Genomic DNA, 23,827 nt, shown 5'->3' on the forward strand with positions numbered 1-23,827 from the left:
GCTATGGATAAATTCAGTCATTTTTTTATCGACCGGCCGATCTTTGCGGCGGTGTTGTCGATTGTCATCCTGTTGGTCGGCGGTTTGGCGCTGATCGGCCTGCCGATTGCCCAATACCCGGAAATTGCTCCGCCCACGGTCGTGGTTAGCACCAACTATCCCGGCGCCAATGCCAAAGTCGTCGCGGAAACGGTGGCAACGCCAATCGAGCAGGAAGTGAACGGCGTGGAAGACATGTTGTATATGTCTTCGCAGTCCACCAATAGCGGCGCGATGTCTTTGACCGTCACTTTCAAACCCGGTGCCAATCTGGATAAAGCCCAGGTTTTGGTGCAAAACCGGGTGGCGCTGGCCGAGCCGAAATTGCCGGAAGAAGTGCGTCGGCAGGGTTTGAGCGTGAAAAAGCGCAGCCCGGATTTGAGCCTAGTGGTTAACCTGGTCTCGCCGGATAAACGCTACGACAGTGTTTATATGAGTAACTACGCGCTGCTGCAAATCCGCGACACCTTGGCGCGCTTGCCCGGCGTGGGCGATATTCTGCTGTTCGGCGCCCGCGACTACAGCATGCGCCTGTGGCTGAATCCGCAAACCATCGCCGCCCGCAACCTGACCGCCGCCGAGGTGGTGAATGCGGTACGCGAGCAAAACGTGCAAGTGGCGGCCGGGGTGGTGGGTCAGCAACCCTCCCCGAACAGCGCCGAATACCAATACACCGTCAGCACCCTGGGCCGCCTCAGCACCCCCGAGCAATTTGGCGAGATTGTCATCAAGCAAGGCGACAACGGCCAAGTCACTCGTTTGAAAGACGTGGCGCGCATCGAACTGGGCGCCAAGGATTACAATTCCGGCTTGTATCTGGACGGCGACGAAACGGTCGGTCTGGCGATTTTCCAACTGCCCGGCTCCAACGCCATCGATACCAAAAAGGCGGTGATGGCGGCGATGGAGAAGCTGAAGACCCGTTTCCCGGAAGGCCTGGATTACAAGCTAGTTTACGACACCGTGGTCTTCGTCGAGCAATCGATAGACGCGGTGGTCACAACCCTGTTCGAAGCCTTATTATTGGTCGTCTTGGTGGTGATCGTGTTCCTGCAAAACTGGCGAGCAGCGGTGATTCCATTGCTGGCGGTGCCGGTGTCCTTGATCGGCACCTTTGCGGTGATGTCGGCTTTGGGGATTTCCTTAAACACCCTGTCGCTATTTGGCTTGGTGCTGGCTATCGGCATCGTGGTGGACGATGCCATCGTGGTGGTGGAAAACGTCGAGCGGCATATCGCCGAAGGCCTGCATGCTCGGGAAGCCACGCGCCTGGCGATGTCCGAAGTGGTAGGCCCGGTGGTTGCCACGGCCTTGGTATTGGTGGCGGTATTCGTGCCCACCGCCTTTATCACCGGCGTATCGGGTGCGTTTTACAAGCAGTTTGCCTTGACCATTGCGGTGTCCACCGTGATTTCGGCGTTTAACTCCTTGACCCTAAGCCCGGCATTATGCGCCTTGCTGCTGGACCGCGCTCACGACAATAAAGACGCTTTCACCAAAGTATTCGACAAGCTGTTCGGCTGGTTTTTTGGCGCATTTAACCGGTTTTTCGAGCGTTTCAGCGTGGGCTATTCGCGCCTGGTTGGCCGGTTGATCCGCGTGACCGCTGTGGTCCTGGTGCTTTATGTCGGCCTGAACGGCTTGAACTTCCTGGCATTTGAGAAAGTACCGACCGGTTTTATTCCGCAGCAAGACCAAGGCTATCTGGTGTTGTACGCGCAATTGCCGGACGCTGCGTCCCTGGCCCGCACCCAGGACGTGGTGCAGCAAGCCAGCAAGATCATTCTGGATACGCAAGGCGTACAACACGTCAACGCCTACGCCGGTTGGTCGGTGCTAAGCGGGGCTAACCAGTCCAATGTGGCCACCATGTTCGCCCGCTTAGGCGAATTTACCGACCGGGCCGGTCACCCCGAATTGCATGCCGACGAGATCGTCAAAAGCCTTACCCAGCGCCTGAGCGTCATTCCTAACGCCCGCATCGCCGTGTTCGCGCCGCCGCCGATTCGCGGCATGAGTTCGGTCGGCGGTTTTAAGCTGCAAATTGAGGACAGAAACAACGCCGGCGTGGACGAATTGCAGCGCGTCACCAATGAAATGTTGGGCAAGGGCAATCAACAGCCCGGTTTAGTGGGATTGTTCAGCACGTTTAGGTCCGGCGTGCCGCAATTGTTTGTGGACGTGGATAGAACGCGGGTCAAGGCGATGGACGTACCTTTGAAAGACGTGTTCGACACCTTGCAAATTTATCTGGGCTCCTTATACGTCAACGACTTCAACGCCTTCGGCCGCACTTACCAAGTCACCGCGCAATCCGATGCCCCATTCAGGATGCTACCGGGCGATATTGATCAATTAAAAACCAAAAACCGCCAAGGCGGCATGGTGCCCTTGGGCGCGGTCAGCGAGGTGAAAGAAATCGCCGGGCCGGACAAAATCACCCGCTACAACATGTACCCGGCCGCGGAAATCAACGGCGGCACCCTACCCGGCATCAGTTCCGGCCAGGCCATCAACACCATGAGTAAATTGCTGTCCGCCGAATTGCCACCGGGGTTTGATTTCGAATGGACCGAACTGAGCTTACAACAAGTATTGGCCGGCAATGTGGCCATGTTGGTGTTTCCACTCAGCGTAATTTTTGTGTTTCTGGCCCTGGCTGCGCAATACGAAAGCTGGTCCTTGCCGTTTGCGGTGATTTTGATCGTACCGATGTGTATTTTGTCGTCGATGACCGGGGTGTGGCTGAGTCATATGGACAACAATATCTTCACGCAAATCGGCTTCATCGTACTGGTGGGGCTAGCAAGTAAAAACGCCATTTTGATCGTCGAGTTTGCCAAACAACGGCAAGAAAGTGGCCTTAACCGCTTCGAAGCCGCCGTGGAAGCCTCACGCATACGCTTGCGGCCGATCTTGATGACTTCGTTCGCCTTCATCATGGGCGTGTTTCCTTTGGTGATTGCCCAAGGTGCCGGCGCCGAATCCCGGCGCCTGCTGGGCACCGCAGTGTTTAGCGGCATGATCGGCGTGACAGTGTTCGGCTTGTTACTCACCCCGGTGTTTTATGTGGTGGTACAAGCCATCGCCCAACGCCTGCGCCCGACAGCCACCGATTTAACCAGTCATCAACCTGCAATCGAGGCCCACAAATGAGTCTGCGCCCATCCAAATTTCGGCATCACGCCCTGAGTGCTATTGGCTTGATTGGCTTGCTGCTCGGCGGTTGCGCGGTCGGCCCGGATTATGAATTGCCGGCCACTGCGGATTTACCGGCCAGCTTTGCCAACGCCCAAGAATTTTCTGATCGCGGTATCGAAGAACAATGGTGGCAACTGTTCAACGACCCGCAATTAAGCGCGTTGATCGACGACACCATCAGCCACAACTACGAGCTAAAAATCGCCCGTGCCAATCTGGCCGAGGCCCGCGCCTTGTATCTGGAAACCGGACTGAACCTGTTACCGACCGTGACCTCGCATGCCAATTACACCGAGCAAAAGCGCAGTACCGGCTCATTCAATAACCGCACCGGGGTTTTTCCACGCGAATTGAAGCTGTACAACACCGGTTTTGACGCCTCGTGGGAAATTGATTTCTTCGGCCGGGTGCGGCGCAACGTCGAGGCCAGTAACGACGAAGTCGAAGCGCAAGAAGCCAGCCTGCGCGACATCGGCATCAGTCTGATTGCCGAAGCCGCCCGGAATTATTTTGAATTGCGCGGTCTGCAAAACCAATTAGCGGTCGCCCGCAAAAATGCCGACAACCAGGCCCAAACCCTGGCACTGACCCAAGTCAAACTGGAAAACGGCCGAGGCACCGAGCTGGACACGTCCAGAGCGCTGGCCCAACTGGAAAGCACGAAAGCCACCCTTCCGCGCCTGGGAAGCGCCATCGCCCAAGCCATCCATAGACTCAGCGTCTTGACCGGGCAAATGCCGGACACGCTGACCAAAAGCTTGGTGCAGTCCGCACCGTTACCCAAAGCCCCGGACAGTATCCAAATCGGCAACCCGGAACAACTTCTGCGCCGCCGACCGGATATACGCATCGCCGAACGCAGCTTGGCCGCTGCGACCGCCCGCATCGGCGTGGCTACTGCCGACTTATTCCCGCGCGTGACGTTTGTTGGGAGTCTGTCGTTGGAAGCCAGCACCCTGTCCGGCTTGGTCGCTCCAGGATCGGAAACCTATTCGGTCGGCCCTAAAATCAGCTGGGCAGCATTTGACTTAGGCCGGGTTTACGCCCGCATCAAAGCCGCCGACGCCCGTGCCGAAGCCAGCCTGGCGCAGTATGAACAAACCGTACTGAATGCCTTGGAAGAAACCGAAAACGCCCTGGTCAACTACAGGCAAGAACGCGCCCGCCGCAGCTCCTTACTTGCAGCGGCGCAGGCCAGCGAAAAAGCCGCGGCACTGGCGCATCTGCGCTATCAGGAAGGTATAGCGGATTTTCTGACCGTGTTGGATAGCGAACTTCGCTTGTTGCAGGATCAAAGCCAGCTAGCGCAAAGCGAAACCGCCACCGCCACCGCCTTGACTGCGGTTTACAAGGCTTTGGGCGGCGGTTGGGTAGAGCCGTCCGAAACACCGGGCAAGCTGGAAACCAGTCTTGTTCAATAGTCGATCATATCCCTCAGACGAGAATACTCAGAGTTTTGTCATCGACTCTAAACGGGTGAATTGACGAAAGTAGGATGGGCAGAGCAAAGCGAAACCCATCAATCCAAGCCCGTAGTGTTAGGCTGGGCTGAATGGCAATGAAACCCAACTTGGAAGTGCCTAAGTTTTCGAATTCAAAACAGCCTTTTGCCAAGGTACGGAAACAAGGCTATTTCAATGCATTTGCCGGGTTTCGCTTTGCTCTACCCAGCCTACGTTCCTTTTAGAAACAGGTAAACGCGAGAAAAGCTGGCTTTTAAAGCAGATGACACTTCGCTTATCGGCCCTGGCCCACGCTCAGGGCGTAGACCACCATAAATCCACCCGCAAACCATCGGCAACGCAACAATACAGTGATTGATGATTTTTAGGCTATCGATGTTGGGATAAGCCATCATGTTGGGGTTCGTGCCTCACTCCAACTTGAGGCTACGGTCCTACTTCGTATTTGCCGCTCGCCGCTTTTGCAGCCAACGAATTACCCCTGTTACATACAAAACCGGGCAAGCCAAACCCGCCAGAAACACCAAAATCCGTCCCGGCCAACCAAACGCTTGGCCGCTGTGTAAGGGCCATTGCCAATCCAGAAATATATCGCCCGCATTGCCGATGCCCGCGTTGTAGCTGTGAATAATCTCGCCACTGTATTGATCAATAACCAGCGTTTGATGACCAACGAAGCGGCTGTTTTCTATAACATCCCTTTTTTGAATGATATAAACGCCGTTAGGATCAATCGGTGCATTGACCATCACTACCTTACCGACAGAGGAGTGATTTTCAACTGCCGCAACCGCTGCCGAAAACCCGATGGCTTTTTCACCGGCATGGCGGCTCGAGTGATAGTTTTCGGCGTCGATACCGTCATAGGCATTCGTTCTGGTAATTGGCAAAAATAGTTTAACCAGCGTATTAACCTGTTCGGGCAAGTTCATATAAATCCCGGAAAACAACACAGGCAACAATACTATGCTGCAATAAAAGCCGACGGTTTTATGCAAATCAAAGTTAAAGCGCGTCGCACCGGCATGAAATTTAAAGCTTAACGCCTGTTTAAATTTGCCGGTTAACGGCCACCAGACGATCAAGCCAGTCAAAACAGAAATAATCGATAACGCTGCCAAAATACCCACAATCGTGCCGCCGGTTTCACCTAACAGCAAACTCCAATGCAACTGCATGATGAAACTCATAAAAGGTCGCCCCCAATATTTGCCCTTGGGATGCCAAAGCTGTATGCCCTTGACCTGATTGATGTAAGGATCGATATAAATGTAATAGCCATCGCCGTTATTCGCTTGGCGGGCGTCTTGGACAAAGTAAAGCAGCTTATAAGCGACATCAGCCTTGCGGGGGTAATACACCTTAAGAAATTGGCTGCCTGGTGGTTTAGCAGATTCTGCCGTGATGATGATCTCATCCAACGAATGTGGCTTTTGCTGAGATTGCATGGGTACAGACAGCACATTCAGTTCGGCATCCAAAACCTCCTGTAGCTCCACATAGAAAACCGCGATACTACCGGTTAAGCCGACGAGCGCAAATAATGCACCTGCAAACAAACCAAGGTAAAGATGTACAGCCAGCCATAGTTTACGATGCGCCTTAAGCCGAGATAAACGCGCAGCGCTAGCGCTATCTGGATAGATGTCCAAAACATCGGCGTCCGATTTATTCATGGTTTGCAAATGGATTTCGTTAGATTAAATGCAGTGTTAGTGGGTTTGGGGAGGTAAATATTCAATCAAGCGTAGGTCGGGTTAGCTCGATAGAGCGTAACCCGATCAAATAAAGCTTAGCTTTAGATTTACGGCTTACGCAAAATCCAACTTACAACACTAATACTCAAGCTTTAATAAGCCCATTGCTGATAAAGGTTCTCCCGGAATAACACTTAAAGAGTTACTGCTTCCAGCAAAATATTCTTTATCCAATAAATTATGAATGTTGATCTGTGCGGTTAAGCGAGTTTTGCCGACAGGCATGGAATAAGCTGCCATCGCATCCATTCTGACATATCCAGGCAATTGGAAAGTGTTGGCAAAATCACCTTCGCGGCTACCAACGGCTATGCCACCCATACCAAATTTAAAATGCGGCGTTAACTGATACGTTCCCCAAAGACTGGCTTGATGTTCAGGAATGTTTACAAGGCGATTATTTACAAAACCACTGTTATCTTTAGTAATTTTATTATCGGTATAAGCATAAGTAGCCACCATATTTAATTGCTCAGTAATCTGCCCTTTTATATCCACCTCAATGCCTTGGCTACGCGCTTCACCAACGGCGATTTGATAAATATTAGAAGGATCAGTAGGGTCGCTTGTTAATAGATTATTTTTTGTCAAATGATAATAAGCAATAGTGCTCGATAATCGTTTATCGAATAATTCAGTTTTGAATCCTGCTTCAAACTGTTCACCCGATTGTGCGTCGAACTGCTGACCTGAGCGTGAGCGACCGCCATTTTGTGTGCCCAAAGATTCGGTATAATTGCCATACACCGAAAGCCAGTCGAAAGCTTGATAGAGAATGCCGACTCGTGGGCTAAACTTTTGGTTCTCCAAATCGTTATAATGTTCCCTTGCCTTTTCTGGCGTGCCACCCCCACCAGAACCCCTTTGTGCCCAATCATAGCGACCGCCACCCATAATATGTAATTTATCCCAAAGGGTTATTTGATCCTGGAAGTAAATACCGTACCATGATTCTTTTCTTATAAAATTGTCATCGAACGGTAAATTATTAATCATATTTTGATCAATCTGACCGTATTGAGGTTTGTAAATATTGATGGATGGAAGTACTCCAAAGGTAAAGCGGCCGTTTAACTCTTCAAATGAGGTATGATTAAAATCTGTGCCAATCAAAACATCATGCTTGGTGCCCAACAATTGAAATTTACCTAATAAATCGAGATTAGTTGCATAGGTTTCTTGATTTGCTTTTCCAGTAATTAAAAAGCGACTCAAATCACCTGTGTTTGTATCTAAACCTGATGGGGGTGTGTCATATAAATTATTATCAAAGTTTTCCCACAAAAATCGATTTTTTATTTTCCAGTCGTCATTAAAACTGAATGTCCAATCGTAAGCGACAAGTGTTGAATCCATTTCCGGGCCTTTTGAGGCGTCGCCCAGATACCTAGACAGCGGTATATCGGCAGGTTTACCGCCAATTATTGGTATTCCATAATTATTGACACGGTTTTCATGCCTGTACTCCAAATCAAGATTAGCCTCAAATCGATCATTAGGTTTCCAGCTCAATGTCGGTGCGATAAAAACACGGTCATTTTGGATAAAATCTCTAAATGAACCCATCTCCTGATAAGCCGCATTAAAACGGTATCCCAGCGTGCCTTTTTGGTCGATAGGCCCGGTAGCATCGACCACTGTCCGATACTGATCATAAGAACCGAATTGTTGAGACAATGAGTAATAAGGAGTAGCCAGTGGTTTTTTTGTTACATAGTTAACCATGCCGCCAGGCTCTATACGGCCATATAGAACAGCAGACGGGCCTTTTAATACCTCAAGTTGTTCAATATTCGCTGGGTCGGTAAAGCTTAGTGCTCGCCTCAAGCCATTTCGATATATATTGGATTCCGTGGTAAATCCTCGGATTGCGAAGTTCTCGTAGAGATCAGAATCATTTATAGTTCTTTGCACGCCGCTGACGTTTTTAGTTAAAGCGTCCTCGATACGAATGTCTTGTTGATCGTTCATTAATGCCTTGGGTACAACTTGTACCGACATCGGCGTCTGCATAAGTGGTGTGTCGGTTTTGGTTGCTGCGCTGGCTGATGTGCGGTTGTAACTTTGGTTGTACGGATCAGCCTCATTATAAACCGCCTTCCCCTCCACCCTCACCGCCGGCAATGTCGATACGTCAGCAGACGATTCCGCCACTTTAATCGCCACCGCATCACCCGCCGTAAACGTGTAGGTCAAACCAGTTCCCACCAACAACTTCTGTAAACCTTGCTCTACGGTAAATTCGCCCTCCAGCCCCTGGCTGGTTTTGCCGTCGGTCAATCGGGCATCCGCCGAAAGCATAATCCCGGCGTTGCCGGCGAACTGGCTTAGCGCATGGCTCAAGGTACCACTGCTGATGTGATAGCTGCGCTCGGCACCGGCGGGTTCGGCGGCAAGCGCGGGCATGGCCACCAGCGAGGTTGCCAGCACCAAACCGGTTATGGTCTGTTGCACGCTGCTGCTGGTTTTGTCGATGTGGTGCTTGGGTTTTCGCTTGGACATGGGGTCACTCCCTTGGTTTGTTTAGGTTTCAATTCACTTGCCAATCGAAACGGAAAAAAGGGAACCGCAAAAGTGAATTTTTTTCGATTATTTGCAATTATTTTTTTATGTTGTTAATAATCAAACTGTTAGGAACCTATGCTTTTTATAGGCTTCTCCGTGCATCATTGTTCAACTGCGCGGTTTGCCTGGTAAATATTATGGGCGGAGACAAATCGCTAGTTGTGATGTATGATTTTCAAAAATCATACACACGGAGATTCCGATGCGGACCAATATCATGATTGATGAAGCGCTAATGGCCGATGTTTTAAGCGTGACAGGCATTAAAACCAAGCGCGAAGCGGTCGAACAGGGCTTAAAAACTTTATTGATGCTAAAGCAGCAGGAAGCCATCAAAAAAATGAAAGGTCAATTAAAGTGGGAAGGCGATTTAGATCAAATGCGGGCTGAGCGGTGATTTTGGTCGATTCCAGTGTTTGGATCGATTATTTCAACGGCACGGAAACCATCGCTACCCAAAAACTGGACGGTTTGCTAGGTGCAAAGCCTGTCTGCACGGGTGATTTGATTTTGATGGAAGTGTTGCAGGGTTTTCGCAACGATCAGGATTACCAAACCGCAAAAGCGATGTTATGTGCTTTGCCCATACACACAATGCTCGGTAGGGAGATTAGTTTAAAGAGTGCGGAAAATTTTAGAAGTCTACGCAAGCAAGGTATCACCATTCGCAAAACCATCGACACCCTGATTGCTACTTTCTGTATTGAAAAGCAGATGCCATTGTTGCATTCGGATAAGGATTTTCTGCCATTCCAACAGCTTTTGGGCTTGCAGGTTATTTGAGCCTGCCATGGGCCGCCAGCGCAAAACTCAACGCCGCTCAATCCTCACCCACAACGGCGACACTTGCGAGACTTTGACCGGCAAGGTTTTTTCCAGCTCGGCTAGAATCCGGTCGGTGTCGTGAATGGGGTAGGCACCAACGATGCGCAGTTCGGCAATCTCCGGCGCACAGGTGATGTAGCCATGGCGATAGCGATTGAGTTGCACCACAAATTCGCCGAGTGGCTGATTGTCCGCCAACAAAAAGCCTTGGGTCCAGGCCGGTTGATCGAGTTCGGTGGGTTGAATGGGGGCGATGGCTTGGGCGTTAAACTGGGCTTGCTGTCCGGCGCTTAAGGTCTGGCGACTGGCGCCGGGGCCGCTTGGGGTGATCTCCACGGCACCGGCGTAGACACTGGTTTGGCTTTCTTCATGTTGTTGGTGAACACTGAAGCGGGTACCAATTGCCCTAACCCGACCTTCCGCACTATCTACGACGAACGGGCGATGCTGGCCGTTGCTGTCCGGTGCGGTTTCAATATAAATTTCGCCGCTTAGCAGGCGGATTCTGCGCAAGTCAGTTGAAAAGTCAACGTCGATAGCACTGGCCGCATCCATCTCGATGCGGCTGCCATCCGCCAAGCTAAGGCTGCGCGTGGCGCCTATGCCGGTTCGGTAATCAGCTCGCCACCCTCTCAGATAATCGGACCGCCACAACTCAAAGCCGGACAAGCCTACCGCAGCCAAAATCACCAAGTTTTTAAGAGCCTGACGGCGCTGCATATCCGGCGAGCCTAAGGCCGCCGCTGCGGTTTGCGTGGGCAGGCCATCGAATTTATGGGTAAAAAATTCCACCCGAGACCAAGCCGCCCGATGCGCAGGATGCGACGCCAGCCAAGCCTGCCATTGTTGCTGTTCAGTTTGACTGGTAGCGCCTGATTCCAATACCGCAAACCATTCCGCTGCCTCTGCCAGGATGCGGGGGTGAATGTCTGGATGATGTCGTTTGGCCATGATTGTTTATAGTGTGGCGGTCAGGCAATGCAACATCGCTCGGGCCATGTATTTTTTCACCATCCTATCGGAAACCCCCAAGCGTTGCCCTATCTGTACATAAGTTAAGCCATCCAGTTGCGACAGCAAGAATGCGCTACGGACTTTGGCGGGTAGTTCGTCCAGCAAGGCATCGATTTCCTGTAGGGTGGCGAGGATGATGGCATGCTCTTCGGGCGATGGCGCCAAGGGCTCCGGATACGCCGCCACGGAATCCCAGTAGGCTTGTTCGATAGCAGAACGGCGCCACTGATTGATCAACAAGCCTCTGGCAATCGTCGTCAGATAGGCGCGCGGCTCGCGAATGGCTTGCACGTCTTGTGCGGTGAGGACGCGCATGAAGGTGTCGTGCGCGTGGTCTTCGGCCTGCAAGCGGCATTGAACGCGGCGGTTTAGCCAACCGAGCAGCCAGGAATGATGCTCTTGGTAGAACTCAGCCAACCCTTTGTCGGGCATTATTGTGGCTGTCATGATTTATGTCCTTCAGCGTGCAAAATGAGTGTAAATCCAATGAAGAATAAACAGGGGCGGACAGTGTGTTGTGTGCTCATGGAGGTTGCCACAATCGGGGTAAGGGCCAATTCAGACGCGCTATTTCTTAGAAAAACCTATAAATAAAGCAAATTTAGGGCCGAATATTAGGATTTTGCACCGCCCCTGTGCGTCGTCTATTGGCTTATTATTTTATTTCAACGGCTTACAGGGGGACTTTCCGCGGTGTTAACTGTGGCTCAACGATTTTCCTTGATACATGAGCGAAGAAAAGACAGCTTTGGCGGGATTTGACCGAATTGGTTTATGGCATATGACGCAGTTTAATTGTTTAAGCGCTCTGCCGGTTGTTAAAGCATGCAGTCTGCACACATTGGCCTTCTTTTTCAAAGCGAACTGTCGCGGCGTAGGAACCATGCTGGCACTTAGCAAAACGCTTGCTAGAGTTGTAGTACTTTCAATCCCGAAAACAACGGTATCCCCATGAATCAGCCCCGCTATTTCTTCGCCGGTGACCAATGCTTTGTCATCGAACGGTATAACGACTGCGCCCCCTTCGCCAGCTTTCTGCCGGGGATTGCCGGCATGCATGGACGTCCGGCCTGGGTGTTTTACGTCAATCGCGGCCAAGCTGTCGCCAGTTTTGGGGTGAGGAATAAGGACGGGGCTTTTTTAGAGTTTTTCCCGGCGGACAAAGCCTACCAACTGACGCCATCGCGCGGGTTTCGCACATTTTTGAAAATTGACGACGGCCAGCATACTCGCGCATACGAGCCGTTTCAACGTGGTGCTGAGCTGGAGGTGAAGCAACGTCTTCACGTGACACCGCACGAGGTGGGCGTGGAGGAAATTAACCCTAAGCTCAGCTTTCGATTGCGTGCGGATGTGTTCACCTTGGCCGAAGCGCCGGTGGCTGGGTTACTGCGGCGGGTGGAGATTGTCAACACCGGCGATAAAACCCTAAACCTGGAGATTGTCGATGGCTTGCCGCAAGTGCTGCCGTATGCGATGAACCAATGGATCCTCAAATTCATGAGCCGTACCTCCGAGGCCTTTATGCGGGTGGAGGACGTGGCGGAAAATCGGCCGTTTTACCGGCTGAAAGTCTGGCCCACCGACAGCCCGCAGGTGGAAGAAGTGGTTGCCTGCAATTTCTTTGTAGGCGTTTTGGATGGGCAGCACAATCAAGCCATTGTCGATCCCGAGCGGATTTTCGGTTTGGCCGGCGATTTTTCGCAAGCGGAGCGATTTTTTTCAGACCAGCCCTTGGACTTTGCCGAGCAAGTCTGCGGCAATCAAACGCCGGCGGCGTTTCAACATCTTAAGCTGTCTTTGCAGCCCGGTGAAAGCCGGGTGTTTTACGGGGTTTACGGGCATGCCGGTTCCCTCGAGATTTTCGATCAATTTCTGATTGAAGCCGCTCAACCGAACTATTTTGAGAGCAAACGAGCAGCCAACCGGCGCTTGGTGAACGACATCAGCCAACGCGCGTTCACCGCCACCGCCCAGCCGCTATTCGATGCCCACGCGCGGCAATGTTATCTGGACAACGGCTTGCGCGGCGGCTTTTCCATGCCGGTGCCGGGCGGCGCGCATTTGTATTTGTTTGGTCGCAAGCACGGCGATCTGGAACGCGATTACAACGATTTTTTATTGCAGGACACGCCCTATTCCGAAGGCAATGGCGATTTTCGCGATGTGTTGCAAAATCGGCGCATGGATTTGTTCTTCGACCCGGCCTTGGATGCCAAGAACATTCGCTATTTTTTCAATCTGATTCAGCCGGATGGCTATAACCCTTGTGCTTTGCGCAACTCGCGGTTTGTCGTGGATGCACCGGCAAATTTTGCGCCGTATTACACCCGTTTCCCTGCATTGGAACCCTTATTACACAGGGAATTTAAGTACGCGGAACTGGTGGAAACTCTGGGCACCGCAGACGATGCGGAAAACGTCCTGACGACCATTTTGGCCCACGCCCAAGAAGTGGAAGATGCTGAATTCGACCGCGGCTATTGGTCGGATCACTGGACCTATTTGGTGGATTTATTGATCAGTTACGCGGCGATTTTTCCGGATCGCTTGGCCGGTTTATTTCAGGACAAAACCTACAGCTTTTTCGACCCGCCCCATCAAGTGGTGCCACGCGCGCAAAAGTATGTGGTCACCGCAAACGGTGTACGCCAATACAATGCCGTGCGCTATTGCCCGGAGAAAAAGGCATTGATCGATGCGCGACAGCAGCGCCGCTATCAAGTGCGTTCGCAAGCCGGTCACGGCGACATCGTTTACACCACGCTGTTGGGCAAGATTCTGACACTGATTACCAACAAATTAGCCACACTGGATCCGGCCGGCGTAGGTATCGAGATGGAAGCGGACCGGCCCGGCTGGTGCGACGCCTTGAACGGCTTGCCCGGCATTTTAGGTTCGTCGGTCAACGAAACCATCGAGCTAAAGCGGCTGGTGGATTTTACCCTCAGCGCGCTGAACCAATTGGAGGGCGCGTGCGCCGTACCCTTTGAATTGGCCGACTTTGTAACGGCGTTGCATAAGGTGTTAACTCGCACTGACTTGACGCCGGAACTGTTCTGGCAGGCAAGCGGCGCGCTGAAAGAAGCGTATCGGCAACAGGTATTCATGGGTTTTGCCGGTGCCGAACAAGCACTTGAATTGAGTGAAATCCAAGCCTTCCTGAGCTTGGTAACCCATTATCTGGACGCCGCAATCGACAAAGCCCGCACGCCTCAGGGCATAGTCACCTATTTTGCGTACGAGGCAGAGCGCTATCACGAACTGGACACCGGGGGCATTGCCGTGACGCGCTTTCAGCAAAAGCCGCTGCCTTTGTTCCTGGAAGGTTTTGTGCATGCCTTACGGATCGCCGACCCGATGCAGGCGCAGACCCTCTATCAAGCCGTGCACAATTCGGATTTATACGATGCCAAACTGGGTATGTACCGGGTCAACGAACCCTTGGGTGACAAAGCGCTGGACTTAGGGCGCATCGGGGTTTTTAACTACGGCTGGCTAGAGAATGGCTCGATCTTTTTACACATGCATTACAAGTTTGTGCTGGAGATGGTGCGTGCCGGCTTAGTCGAAGAGTTTTACGCCCACGTCGAAACGCTCTTGCTACCGTTTCACGATCCGGAAACATACAAACGCAATCCCATCGAAGCCTCCAGCTTTCTGGTCAGCAGCGGTTTTACGATCGATGCCCGGCAGCACGGACGCGGCTGCGTGGCCCGATTATCCGGCGCTACCGTGGAGTTTTTACACCTGTGGACGCATTTATTTGTGGGAGCTACACCGTTTGTACTTGAGGATGGCCTGTTGGCGTTTAAACCGGCACCAAAGTTGGCAGCCGCGTTTTTTACCGCTGAAGCACAAATTGCCACGCCGTTTGCTGAGCCTGAAACCTTGCCTGCCGCTAGCGCAACTTGCACGCTGTTCGGCTCGACCTTGTTGGTTTACCTCAATCCGCGACGCCGGAATACCTTTGGTCAGGAGGCCGTCAAACCAATTCAATACCAGTTATTTGGCCGGGACGGCACGACACAAACTGTAATTGCGGCCTGTGTATCTGGCCCGGCAGCAGAAGCCTTGCGTTTAGGGCAATTTCGCCGGGTCGATGTACTACTGGGCTAAATGCCGCTAGGCTGCCCACACATAGGTAGCCACTGCTTTGCCCGGTATCTCAACAAGCGCGTTTTTGCCTTGATAGTGGATAGCAAAGGCTTGCGGCTCGGCGGAGTCGTTTAACACGATCAATACGATCAAACCCGCCGGCGTGCGGAAGGCTACGTTAGGCAAATAGTCGTTTTGCGCGCCGGAATCAATCCGCACGGATCCGGGCCTGACAAATTTGGCCGCGTGGGCAATCACGTAATAAGCAACATTGCGTGTGACCTGATCGCCGTCTATCGTCAACGCGCCCACGCAGCGGGCCTCGCCGCCCGGCGTGTGCGGGCCGCAAAATGGGTTGGAGGCCAAATTCCATTCCAACACCGCCCTGCTCCAGTGCCGCAACGAACCGATCAACACGTGGCGGGCGTGCCACATTAAATCGCCACCAAACTCGCCGTCCGAACCCACCCATTGTTCGGTGAAATACAATTTCATTTCGGGATAAGCCTGATGCATTTCAGATAATACCGAAATATCACCGCCATACAGATGCCAAGCGGAGCCGCTGAGATACTGCCGAGCTTCGGCGTCGGCGAAGACCGTCAACGGGTACTCTTTGACATCGCAATTGTGATCCCAGCAAAACACTTCCACATCAGCTAATCCCGCCTCGCGCAAGGCCGGTCCCAAATGATGTTTGATAAATGCAGCCTGCTCCGGCGCTTCCATCACCATGCTCGGCTCGTTTTTTTGATTGAGCGGCTCATTCTGCGGGGTGATGGCGTGGATCACGATGCCGCGTTCGCGCATAGCTTGCAGGTATTTCACCAAGTACGCCGCGTAGACGGCATAGCATTCGGGCTCAAGCTTGCCGCCTATAAACGCCTGGTTAGTCTTCATCCAGCGCGGTGCCGACCAAGCGGTGGCGATAATTCGAATAGTTGGATTGAGCGCCAGAATGTCTTGGAGTAGCGGAATAACGTACATATCGCCGGCATTCAAATCAAAATGCGCCAGTTCCATGTCGGTCTGACCATCGAGCATGTCGTCATAGCTAAAGCACCGCTCGCTTAAATCGGAAGCGCCGATACTAAGCCGCAAACAACTGATACCAATCCCGTCACCATCAGGCAAAAATAGTTCCTGCAACAAAGCTTGCCGTTCGACCTTGGGCAGTGCCGCAATCAGCATGGCGCTGCCGCCGGTCAAGGAGAAGCCAAAAGCTTCCACGGTTTGATAAACATCGCCGGTATCGACCGCTATTACCGGCACATCGCCGAGAGGGTTGTTAAAACCAAAACCACTGGTCTGTGGTTGTAACAAGGCTTGCTGGTCGGCAGTCGTCAGCCAAATCTCTATAGGCTCGCGCCCCTCGCTTTCGGAAGATAGTGATTGAAAAGCGTTGGTTTGCTCAGACATGAAAGCCCTCATGGTTAGTGCGGAAGCGGTTCCGCCGGATTTAATACAAACAGCATGGCGCTATATTATCGACTTTGCTCAGGCTAGCCAGTTAATTTTCCCACCTGTTTAATGCAATCGTGAAAACTGCGCAATCCACACATTGTGCTCACGGTCTCAGGCTTTTTGTTGGGCAATGTCATAAAACCGTCAAAATCACTTATACTGCGATTTCCGTTTTAACGTATGGAGATCGGATATGAAAAAATTGGTTTCAATTCGCGCGCTAACCACTCGGCTAAATCGTAAGCTGGCCAAGGAGTCGAAGAAGTTATTGAAGTACAAGCCGAGGTTGCAAAACAACGATACGATTGTCGAATACGCCGTTGTGGATCTAAAGACGAACTCCATCATTAATTTTCATATGGCGAGCGAATTGCAAGAATTTGCCAGAGGACTAGGCTGCTTAGCCAGCCTGGAAGAAGTTTCTTTCGAATAGCAGCCGTTTAGCGTTGCAGTTCCATAAAGCCGGGTACGCCCGGCTTTTTTGTGCACCTAAATCGCGGCTTATCTATATTCAGCGCGTCGGCTTTTTAGGTTTTTCCGTTTAACTGGTTACTCAAAGCGCGTTCCGAAATATCGTTGTACAAATTGGCTAATTCAGCGATCAACTTTTGATATTCAGGGTGGTGCTTCAATAGCGGCATCATAGTGCTGGCCTCTGAAAGCATTTGTTCAAAATGCATGATTTCAATCTCGTTTAGCGTATCGCCCTCTTCCACTCTTTTTTTAACGGCCAACGCGCGCGGAATGGACTGTTCTTCCAATTGCTCCACAAAGGCAGTGATAATGCCGATTTCATCATCTGACGAATACATTTGTATTTCCTGTTTGTTGCGACGAAAAGCCATCGCTGCTGAATTATCGCCTTGTCTCCCGGAAGTCTCTAACCTTCTGCCTGTCTCGGAGCATAGCGTTTCCTTTGGTTTTTAGAAGCTCCCTTCCCTGAGTTTTCGGTATTTTGCGGAAAAAATCAGATGTAAATTTTGACTTTGAACATGGTAAAGCCGAATATTGAAACTACTCTTTAGCATTTTTGGATAAAAAGATGACGTTTCTTAAAAAAATATCTGCCCTAGCTCTTTTAGCTCTAACAACGAATACCGCCTGGTCCGAACCTGTTCACTTTTGCAAAGTGCAAAGAGTTTATGAAGACGATGTCAGCGTACAGCCAAAGATTGTCCATGAGGACTGCTCCGGCGTCGCCTTTCTTTGGTATGCCAAATTTTACGTCGAAGCATCCTGCTGGCCCGGCGCTATCGAATTATTGAAGGGTAAATGCGAACAAACTGAAGTCGATTCCAAAGACTATGCTCCCGAGCCAACGGCAATCGAAACCCAAGAAGAAAATCAGGAAAAAGGCCTTTAGGCAACAAGCCCTATCAAGCAGAAACGCTTGACCTGCGGTTCAGGTTTTCCTTCCCTGCGTCGATTGCCTTCAGACTTGCCGGTAAGGTCCACGGTAACCATCCGCCGGACATGCTGTTGGCCGTCCGGCCGTGAAATGACCAAGCCTGCCGAAATTCATCCGTAGGCGAACTCGCGCCATTCGAATTCCGGAATCAGGCCTTGCCGGTGCTGTGAACCGCCCGCAGCACCAATATTTTCCCGAACGTTCGCAAGCTCACCACCTCTTGAAGTACCAATCCACTGGCATCGAACAGTCGCCGCCATTCGGCCAGCGTTCGCTCCCGGCCGCGGGTGTTGACGAACATTTGCATGTCGAATGAGGCTGCAGCGATGTCGGTCGGACTATCCGGCATCACCATCTCCATCACGGCGATGGCAGCGCGGCTATCTGCACTAGCTTGCGCGACATTGCGCAGCACGGTGACGCAGGTGTCGTCATCGAAGCCATGCAGCACCGCGCTCAGCAGGTAAATATCCTTGTCGCTATGCGCCTTGGGCACGGCTTGCAGTAGGTCGCAGACTTCGAAGCGCATGCGTTGCAGCAGCGCGCCCTCGCCTTTTTCCTTCCAGAACTGCGCCGTGCCTTGGATAACCTGTTCGCGGTCGGCCACCAACGCCGTGAGCTGCGGATGAAGTTTGAGGATGGCAAGCGATTTTGTGCCCTTGGAACCGCCGACGTCGATGATGCGCTCGAAGCGCGACCAATCGAAATCGGTAACAAAGCTGTCCCCGGCCAAGGCTTCTACGCTATCCATGGCCTGCGCAAACAGCTGGTCGAATTCCGGGTTAGCATCCAGATAATCGTAAAACGCCTGCCCGTGAGCCGATTCGAACGGCACGCCGCCGCTACGAATGCCCTGCTCCAATTGCTCGAACCATGGTCGGCTCATTTCCGGCGAGTTGTGCATCAGCACCATCGCCCGCACGCTTTGGGGATGATCCGGGCACAAACAAGACGAAAGCTTGTTATTTTGGAAGCGACGCGGCGAGACTTCCTCGAACACGCCTATCGCCGCCAGCATGCGCAGCAAGCGGTAGAGCGCATCAGCGTCGGCGGCGACGTGTTCGGCCAGGGTTTCGATACTCAATTCAGCGTCGGCCAGCGTGCCAGCGATGTCCAACCGCGCGGCGACATACAGCGCCCACGATTGCCAAAAGACCGAACCGATCTGCATCAGGCGGAAAGGCGGCGGCACAATTTTGTTGGGCAAATTTTGCAGCCAGACGCCGAATTTGGCGAGTCTGGCGAAACGGCGCACAACACCGGCATTCTTTTGGAATGTCATGTCACGCTCCCGCTTGCGCTTGCGCTTGCGCTTGCGCCGCAGCCATGCCAGCCGCCAACAGCTTACCGTTGAATGCAGCGAGTTCGTCGAGGAAGGCCTCGTCCATCTGCTCACCCATCTGTTCCTCGAAAATATCCTTCAGCAGCATCGGCATCATCGCAAGACTGACGAAAGCCATCCGCGCCACGTCGGGGTTGATCGTTATATCGATCTGCCCGCTTGCCTTCAGCTGTTCCAGCCGCCGCGCACCGCCGCTACGGCCGCGTTCCAGCAACTGCAGGATGAAACGCCGGCCCGGCCCATGGTTGAGGGCTAGCACCTTGAGGATAAGCTTGGGGAATTCGGGATGCTTGCGCATGGTGCCGTAATAGAGGCGCAGATAGTCGGCGAAACCACCGGCCTCGGACAGCGTATCGCTGTCAAGCATGTCCAAGAGAGGCTTTAGCGTCTCGCGGATCATTTCTTCGTAGAGGCCTTCCTTGTTTCCGAAGTAGTAGCGGATCATCGAGACATTAACGCCCGCCTGGTCGGCGATGGCGCGGGTGGTGACCTTGTGGTATTCGTCGGCGAGGAAACAGTCCAGCGCCGCCTTGAGCAGACGCGCGTAAACCGGGTCGCGAATATCGTTCATCGTAAATCTCCTGCAAGCCATGACGGCGGCAGGTTAGCACCGGCGGCACAACCGCCCTAGCGTTTCCGTCAATCAAGATGCGGGGTTTGATTGAACGGTAAGCCGATCACTGTCAGCGCAGCAAGCGCCCCCCAAGCAACATGCAGCCCACGGCAAAGATGAAAATCCCTACATTAGACACATACACAGAAATCATCGGCCCCAGCGCATACACCACGGCGCCGACGAAGATCAATGCCGCCGCCGGCTTGGGATAAAGCGCCGAACGGTAGATAGCCAGGCAAAACAGCACGATACCGATCAAAATCGCCGCGGAAGCCGAAATTCTAAACGCCAACACCGCCGGATCGTTTTTGATGACGGCGTCGCGCAACAGAAAGGCGGTTTCCGGATAGCGGGCGATGACGGGGTAAAGAAACAGCTCCCAAGTCACCTTGCAAGCCTGTAACAAATAAGCCGCCTCGACGAATAAAAAACCCACGGCGCCCTGCACGCCGGCCGTGTCACGCATCTTGGCATAAACCGCATAAAACCCGACCAGCAACGCTAACACGCCGGCGAAGGCGATCAGGGCCAAAGGCACCCAGCCTGGGCTTAGTACCACCTCGGCATAGTCGAAAGTCCCAGTCCCTAACGGTAGCAAGATTGGGAACAAGGCGGCATAGGCGCTTAGCAATAAAGATCCCACGATGATGGCAATGCCGCCGAGTTTTTCGAAAATGGGCATGTTCAATCCTCCCTGTTTCGATTGATTGTCGGCCAACGATTCCGGTCAGACCACTCCAATGAAGATTCGGACATAGCGTAGGCTGGGTAGAGCGAAAGCGAAACCCAGCATAAATGCCGTCAATGCAGGGTTTCGTTACATTCAACCCGTCAGCCTACGGTCCTGGATGTGGATAGGAAGCCAGAGCTTCCGAGATAACATTCCCAAGCTGGAGCTTGGGAACGAGAAAAGAATAACCAACGAACATTGCGCCGGGTGATCGAAGGCCAATATACGGCGCAATACGGCTATCGCCTATTACGCCCTACGGCCCTGGGCCAAATTCAACTACTAATTAGCATTTATTTAGCCCGCCTAGCAAGCAATTGCTCTAGCAAAATACTCCACTCATCTAGAGGAAATTCGACTCGATTTCTGAATATATCGAGCTTTTCATCGGGATCACCAAGCAATTGAGGGTCTTCATTGACATGATGGTGTGTTGCCACAAGTGTAGCCGTTACTTCGGCTTCATTAACAAAAAGCTCATGAAATACCCCGCGCTCAATCTGGTATATATTATTGCTCCGAATTACACTCTCTTCACTTGTTTTGACGCTAAAACATCTTCCACTTGGTTTTAGTGAGGATCCATCTGGGTGATATTTTACTTTGTAGAGTTGAAGAGAAGGTTTATATTGAGATTTCCATTCAGAAATATCGTAATTTCTGTTTGTTATCTCACCACAAAGGACATAACTAGTTAAAGAAAAAATATGATCATGTATCTTGTAGTTTTGCTCCGAATTATCCCTCTTATTTTGTGGCCAGATATGAATGCGTAGTGTACCATTCTCGTTTTCATACAGCTTGCAGTGAACAAAGCCTAATGCATGCCACATAGGCGAAAAGCATCCAATATTATCTCTTATCCCTATTAATACATCCTCTATATCACCTGAAATATTGCGAAAATTTATTAAGTCAAAATATACTTTACAAAATAGATTATCCATATGGGTTATTCTGTTCCTTACATGTTTTCGCTATATCTTCCAAGACTTCATCGGTCATGCCATCAAACAACAAGTTAACTTGCTTCAATATGAGTCTAACATCTTCTTTGGTTAGCGAGCTTAAATCATAGTCGCCAGAAACAAGAGAGGATACTCTCTTGCTTTGGCTCTCACTTAGTATTATTTCATCCTTATAAGACTTATAATAATAGCTTTCTCGATTACAAATTATAGCCGGAGCTTTTCTATCTTCTTTTGTAATAATAGCACAACCATCAGAAAGATCTATTCGAAATGCCGAATAATGGGAAGCTAAAGCCAAGCTAATACGTAACATAGGTTCCTCGCGCTGAAAAACCAAAACCGTTATAATAGTCGCATATAGCTCAATTCTAACTTTATCTAAATCCCATACTCGTTTCTCAAGCTCTGCTGAAGCCGTACTTTTTCGATAAATTGCATGAGCTTCACAAAGCGCTTCATTTAAGGGATCAAGGATTATTGCCTTGACCTCTCGAGTAAGACTTGTTTTTCTGGCCCATCTTGCCATCTCGGGTAAGGTTTTTGTTCGAAAATATCGCCCACAACCTCCTTTGTACCACCATATCTCGGTATTAGGAAAAGCGCCTTCAAATAGTTCTGGCAAAGCTCTAGGTTCAATTATATCAATACTAGATTTTTTAACTGTCTCAGGCGTTAGGAAGTATAGAAATGTTCCTATAAAAGAGGTTACTAAAATTGAGACTATTATCCCTTCAGATAGTTTTGACAGAAAGAAAGTAAACCCCGTTTGTATAGACTTGTCATAACAAGGCAAAACGATATACCGCAGCACACATAAAAAGACAATAACAAATATTACAGCGGCAAAAAAAAGCCTCCTAGAATACTTTTTGCTTAATATTTCTTTCATGACTGTACCGCTACAATATTACCCAATATATAACTTAAAATTTCTTGATTTATGTCATTTATACCACGAATATGTGATTCTTTTGTGCAGCATATCTTTATCCATTGTCTTTTTTTACACAAATCAATATATGTTTCATATACATTTTCTAAATAATGATATGAAGCCTCGTGTATATCTTCTTTTTGTTCTATATAGCTTCGTTGACTCTTCTTCAAGACTAATGTCTTGGATATACTTAAAGGCACATCAAGAAAAAAAGTAACATCCGGCTTTGAAGCTCCAAATACCTCATATTCTAACTTTTCAAGCCAATCAGATAATTCCTGGCGATCACAACTAGGAAGCTTTGCACATTGATGAGCAATATTGGAGTCAACATATCTATCGGATATAACAACAAACCCTTCTTCTAGATCTTTTCTAATCTCTTGTTTTTTTTCAAATCGATCTCCAGCAAAGAGGATTGATGCTAACTTAGGATGCACTTGCTCCAGCGAACCAAAATCTCCTCGTAAAAATCTACCAATCTCCCGACCAAAAAAAGTTTCTTCATAACAAGGAAAACTATATAACTTAGTTGGGATGGATCTTTCAGTTAGCCTCTGAAGAAGCATCTCAGCCTGAGTGCCTTTTCCGCTGCCATCTATTCCTTCTACCGTAATTAAGACTCCTTTCACAACATTACCAATTTTTTAAAATGTTAGAATAAAAAGTATTATCGACACCGATATTTTCTATAACTCTTGAAATTCTATTTTGCCTCATTTCATGAGGAAGATACATTGCCTCGCTTAGCTCATGTTCTATAGCAAAAATAACGAGATACGTTTTTTCTAAAACATTTCTAAAATCGCCATGTATTTTAGAAATTCCCGGCTTGTAGCTTAAAATCTGATTGAGTCGATCTGCATCATGACCGGCAAAGAAAATTGTCTCATCGTCAATAATTTCAACTTTTTTATATGGAAATCCATTAGCAGATATTAATGCTATAATTATTTGATCAAGACATTCAAATCCTGACTCCTCCAAGTCAGCAAGGGTTGTATACTTTCCGTCTATAATTGCATTTTTTAATACCTTCTTTTCGGATGAGTTATTCACTTTACTTCCCTCATTGACTCCTAGTATGGAATATACCTCTACTGGAGATTTATCGATTATATTCAAAAGAACGACCGCAGTTCCTTGTGGCACACGATCCCCTCGCTCCCAATGACGCAAAGTACTTATATTTATACCAAAAGTGTTGCTGAAATCCTTTTGGGTCATTCCTGTTTTACCTCTAATCCTCTTTACATCCTCTGCGGATAGATCAAAGAAAATTTCTTCTCGTAAACTCGACATAAACAAATCTCTAAAATATTGATCAATGGCACACATGGTAATCCAATGGATTACCATGTGCAAGCCTAATAGGGTGAGGGCCGGAGGGTGCGGTA

Annotated in this window: 21 protein-coding genes; 8 read left to right on the forward strand and 13 right to left on the reverse strand. The window is 50.3% G+C overall.

Features of this window, described 5'->3' with window-relative positions; all coding sequences use genetic code 11:
• Nucleotides 1-3: 3 nt before the first annotated feature.
• Both ACR02O_RS14245 and ACR02O_RS14250 read left to right on the forward strand, forming a co-directional pair.
• Complete coding sequence (locus tag ACR02O_RS14245; protein WP_494521887.1) at nucleotides 4-3,195, forward strand: efflux RND transporter permease subunit; 3,192 nt, start codon at nucleotides 4-6, stop codon at nucleotides 3,193-3,195.
• Nucleotides 3,192-4,661: an efflux transporter outer membrane subunit gene (locus ACR02O_RS14250; RefSeq protein ID WP_494521888.1), complete on the forward strand. Its 1,470-nt coding sequence runs from the start codon at nucleotides 3,192-3,194 to the stop codon at nucleotides 4,659-4,661. Before ACR02O_RS14245 ends, ACR02O_RS14250 begins: the two co-directional genes overlap by 4 nt.
• 476 nt (nucleotides 4,662-5,137) lie before the next feature.
• Here the strand turns inward: ACR02O_RS14250 and ACR02O_RS14255 are convergent, their stop codons facing one another.
• Together ACR02O_RS14255 and ACR02O_RS14260 are read right to left on the reverse strand one after the other, a co-directional pair.
• A complete protein-coding gene (locus tag ACR02O_RS14255; protein ID WP_494521889.1) occupies nucleotides 5,138-6,379 on the reverse strand; it encodes a PepSY-associated TM helix domain-containing protein in 1,242 nt (413 codons plus the stop codon).
• A 159-nt stretch (nucleotides 6,380-6,538) separates the two neighbouring features.
• Nucleotides 6,539-8,962, reverse strand: coding sequence for a TonB-dependent siderophore receptor (locus ACR02O_RS14260; protein ID WP_494521890.1), 2,424 nt, complete (start codon nucleotides 8,960-8,962; stop codon nucleotides 6,539-6,541).
• Nucleotides 8,963-9,227: 265 nt separating this feature from the next.
• On the opposite strand from ACR02O_RS14260, the gene ACR02O_RS14265 reads away from it, so the two are divergent.
• Nucleotides 9,228-9,422 (forward strand): type II toxin-antitoxin system VapB family antitoxin, encoded by a 195-nt coding sequence (locus tag ACR02O_RS14265; RefSeq protein WP_033156185.1) that lies wholly within the window; start codon nucleotides 9,228-9,230, stop codon nucleotides 9,420-9,422.
• Nucleotides 9,419-9,808 (forward strand): type II toxin-antitoxin system VapC family toxin, encoded by a 390-nt coding sequence (gene vapC, locus ACR02O_RS14270; protein WP_319960805.1) that lies wholly within the window; start codon nucleotides 9,419-9,421, stop codon nucleotides 9,806-9,808. The genes ACR02O_RS14265 and vapC overlap by 4 nt, the downstream gene beginning before the upstream one ends.
• Nucleotides 9,809-9,835: 27 nt before the next feature.
• On the opposite strand, the gene ACR02O_RS14275 is transcribed toward vapC, so the two are convergent.
• Nucleotides 9,836-10,801 (reverse strand): FecR domain-containing protein, encoded by a 966-nt coding sequence (locus tag ACR02O_RS14275; RefSeq protein ID WP_319960804.1) that lies wholly within the window; start codon nucleotides 10,799-10,801, stop codon nucleotides 9,836-9,838.
• A 6-nt stretch (nucleotides 10,802-10,807) separates the two neighbouring features.
• The gene (locus ACR02O_RS14280) at nucleotides 10,808-11,311 is read right to left on the reverse strand and encodes a sigma-70 family RNA polymerase sigma factor (protein ID WP_494521891.1); all 504 of its coding nucleotides are present in this window, start codon (nucleotides 11,309-11,311) and stop codon (nucleotides 10,808-10,810) included.
• Between the two features lie 280 nt (nucleotides 11,312-11,591).
• Between ACR02O_RS14280 and ACR02O_RS14285 the strand changes: the two genes are divergently transcribed.
• Entirely contained in the window at nucleotides 11,592-11,819 is a 228-nt protein-coding gene (locus ACR02O_RS14285; protein ID WP_494521892.1) for a hypothetical protein, read from the forward strand.
• A complete protein-coding gene (locus ACR02O_RS14290; RefSeq protein ID WP_494521893.1) occupies nucleotides 11,816-14,983 on the forward strand; it encodes a hypothetical protein in 3,168 nt (1,055 codons plus the stop codon). The genes ACR02O_RS14285 and ACR02O_RS14290 overlap by 4 nt, the downstream gene beginning before the upstream one ends.
• A gap of 6 nt (nucleotides 14,984-14,989) precedes the next feature.
• On the opposite strand, the gene ACR02O_RS14295 is transcribed toward ACR02O_RS14290, so the two are convergent.
• Entirely contained in the window at nucleotides 14,990-16,381 is a 1,392-nt protein-coding gene (locus ACR02O_RS14295; RefSeq protein WP_494521894.1) for a glycoside hydrolase family 30 protein, read from the reverse strand.
• Nucleotides 16,382-16,619: 238 nt separating this feature from the next.
• Here ACR02O_RS14295 and ACR02O_RS14300 point away from each other — a divergent pair, with 238 nt between their 5' ends.
• The gene (locus ACR02O_RS14300) at nucleotides 16,620-16,859 is read left to right on the forward strand and encodes a hypothetical protein (RefSeq protein ID WP_033156179.1); all 240 of its coding nucleotides are present in this window, start codon (nucleotides 16,620-16,622) and stop codon (nucleotides 16,857-16,859) included.
• Nucleotides 16,860-16,953: 94 nt separating this feature from the next.
• On the opposite strand, the gene ACR02O_RS14305 is transcribed toward ACR02O_RS14300, so the two are convergent.
• Entirely contained in the window at nucleotides 16,954-17,238 is a 285-nt protein-coding gene (locus ACR02O_RS14305) for a hypothetical protein (protein ID WP_133120677.1), read from the reverse strand.
• Nucleotides 17,239-17,468: 230 nt separating this feature from the next.
• Here ACR02O_RS14305 and ACR02O_RS14310 point away from each other — a divergent pair, with 230 nt between their 5' ends.
• Nucleotides 17,469-17,789, forward strand: a complete 321-nt coding sequence (locus ACR02O_RS14310) for a hypothetical protein (RefSeq protein ID WP_415878157.1) — start codon at nucleotides 17,469-17,471, stop codon at nucleotides 17,787-17,789.
• Between the two features lie 193 nt (nucleotides 17,790-17,982).
• Here the strand turns inward: ACR02O_RS14310 and ACR02O_RS14315 are convergent, their stop codons facing one another.
• From ACR02O_RS14315 to ACR02O_RS14345, 7 genes are all read right to left on the reverse strand, one after another.
• Entirely contained in the window at nucleotides 17,983-19,116 is a 1,134-nt protein-coding gene (locus ACR02O_RS14315; protein WP_415878158.1) for a methyltransferase, read from the reverse strand.
• 1 nt (nucleotide 19,117) lies between these two features.
• Nucleotides 19,118-19,747 carry a TetR/AcrR family transcriptional regulator gene (locus tag ACR02O_RS14320; protein WP_494521895.1) on the reverse strand — a complete coding sequence of 210 codons (630 nt, stop codon included), beginning with the start codon at nucleotides 19,745-19,747 and terminating at the stop codon, nucleotides 19,118-19,120.
• A 112-nt stretch (nucleotides 19,748-19,859) separates the two neighbouring features.
• Complete coding sequence (locus ACR02O_RS14325) at nucleotides 19,860-20,474, reverse strand: hypothetical protein (protein ID WP_494521896.1); 615 nt, start codon at nucleotides 20,472-20,474, stop codon at nucleotides 19,860-19,862.
• Between the two features lie 341 nt (nucleotides 20,475-20,815).
• On the reverse strand, nucleotides 20,816-21,469 hold the full coding sequence (locus ACR02O_RS14330) for a hypothetical protein (protein WP_494521897.1): 654 nt from the start codon (nucleotides 21,467-21,469) through the stop codon (nucleotides 20,816-20,818).
• Complete coding sequence (locus tag ACR02O_RS14335; protein ID WP_494521898.1) at nucleotides 21,462-22,382, reverse strand: hypothetical protein; 921 nt, start codon at nucleotides 22,380-22,382, stop codon at nucleotides 21,462-21,464. Before ACR02O_RS14335 ends, ACR02O_RS14330 begins: the two co-directional genes overlap by 8 nt.
• Nucleotides 22,379-23,062 (reverse strand): dTMP kinase, encoded by a 684-nt coding sequence (gene tmk / locus ACR02O_RS14340; protein WP_494521899.1) that lies wholly within the window; start codon nucleotides 23,060-23,062, stop codon nucleotides 22,379-22,381. The genes ACR02O_RS14335 and tmk overlap by 4 nt, the downstream gene beginning before the upstream one ends.
• Before the next feature lie 4 nt (nucleotides 23,063-23,066).
• Complete coding sequence (locus ACR02O_RS14345) at nucleotides 23,067-23,768, reverse strand: helix-turn-helix domain-containing protein (protein WP_494521900.1); 702 nt, start codon at nucleotides 23,766-23,768, stop codon at nucleotides 23,067-23,069.
• Between the last annotated feature and the right edge of the window lie 59 nt (nucleotides 23,769-23,827).

Source organism: Methylomonas sp. PHL2-19, assembly GCF_059331595.1.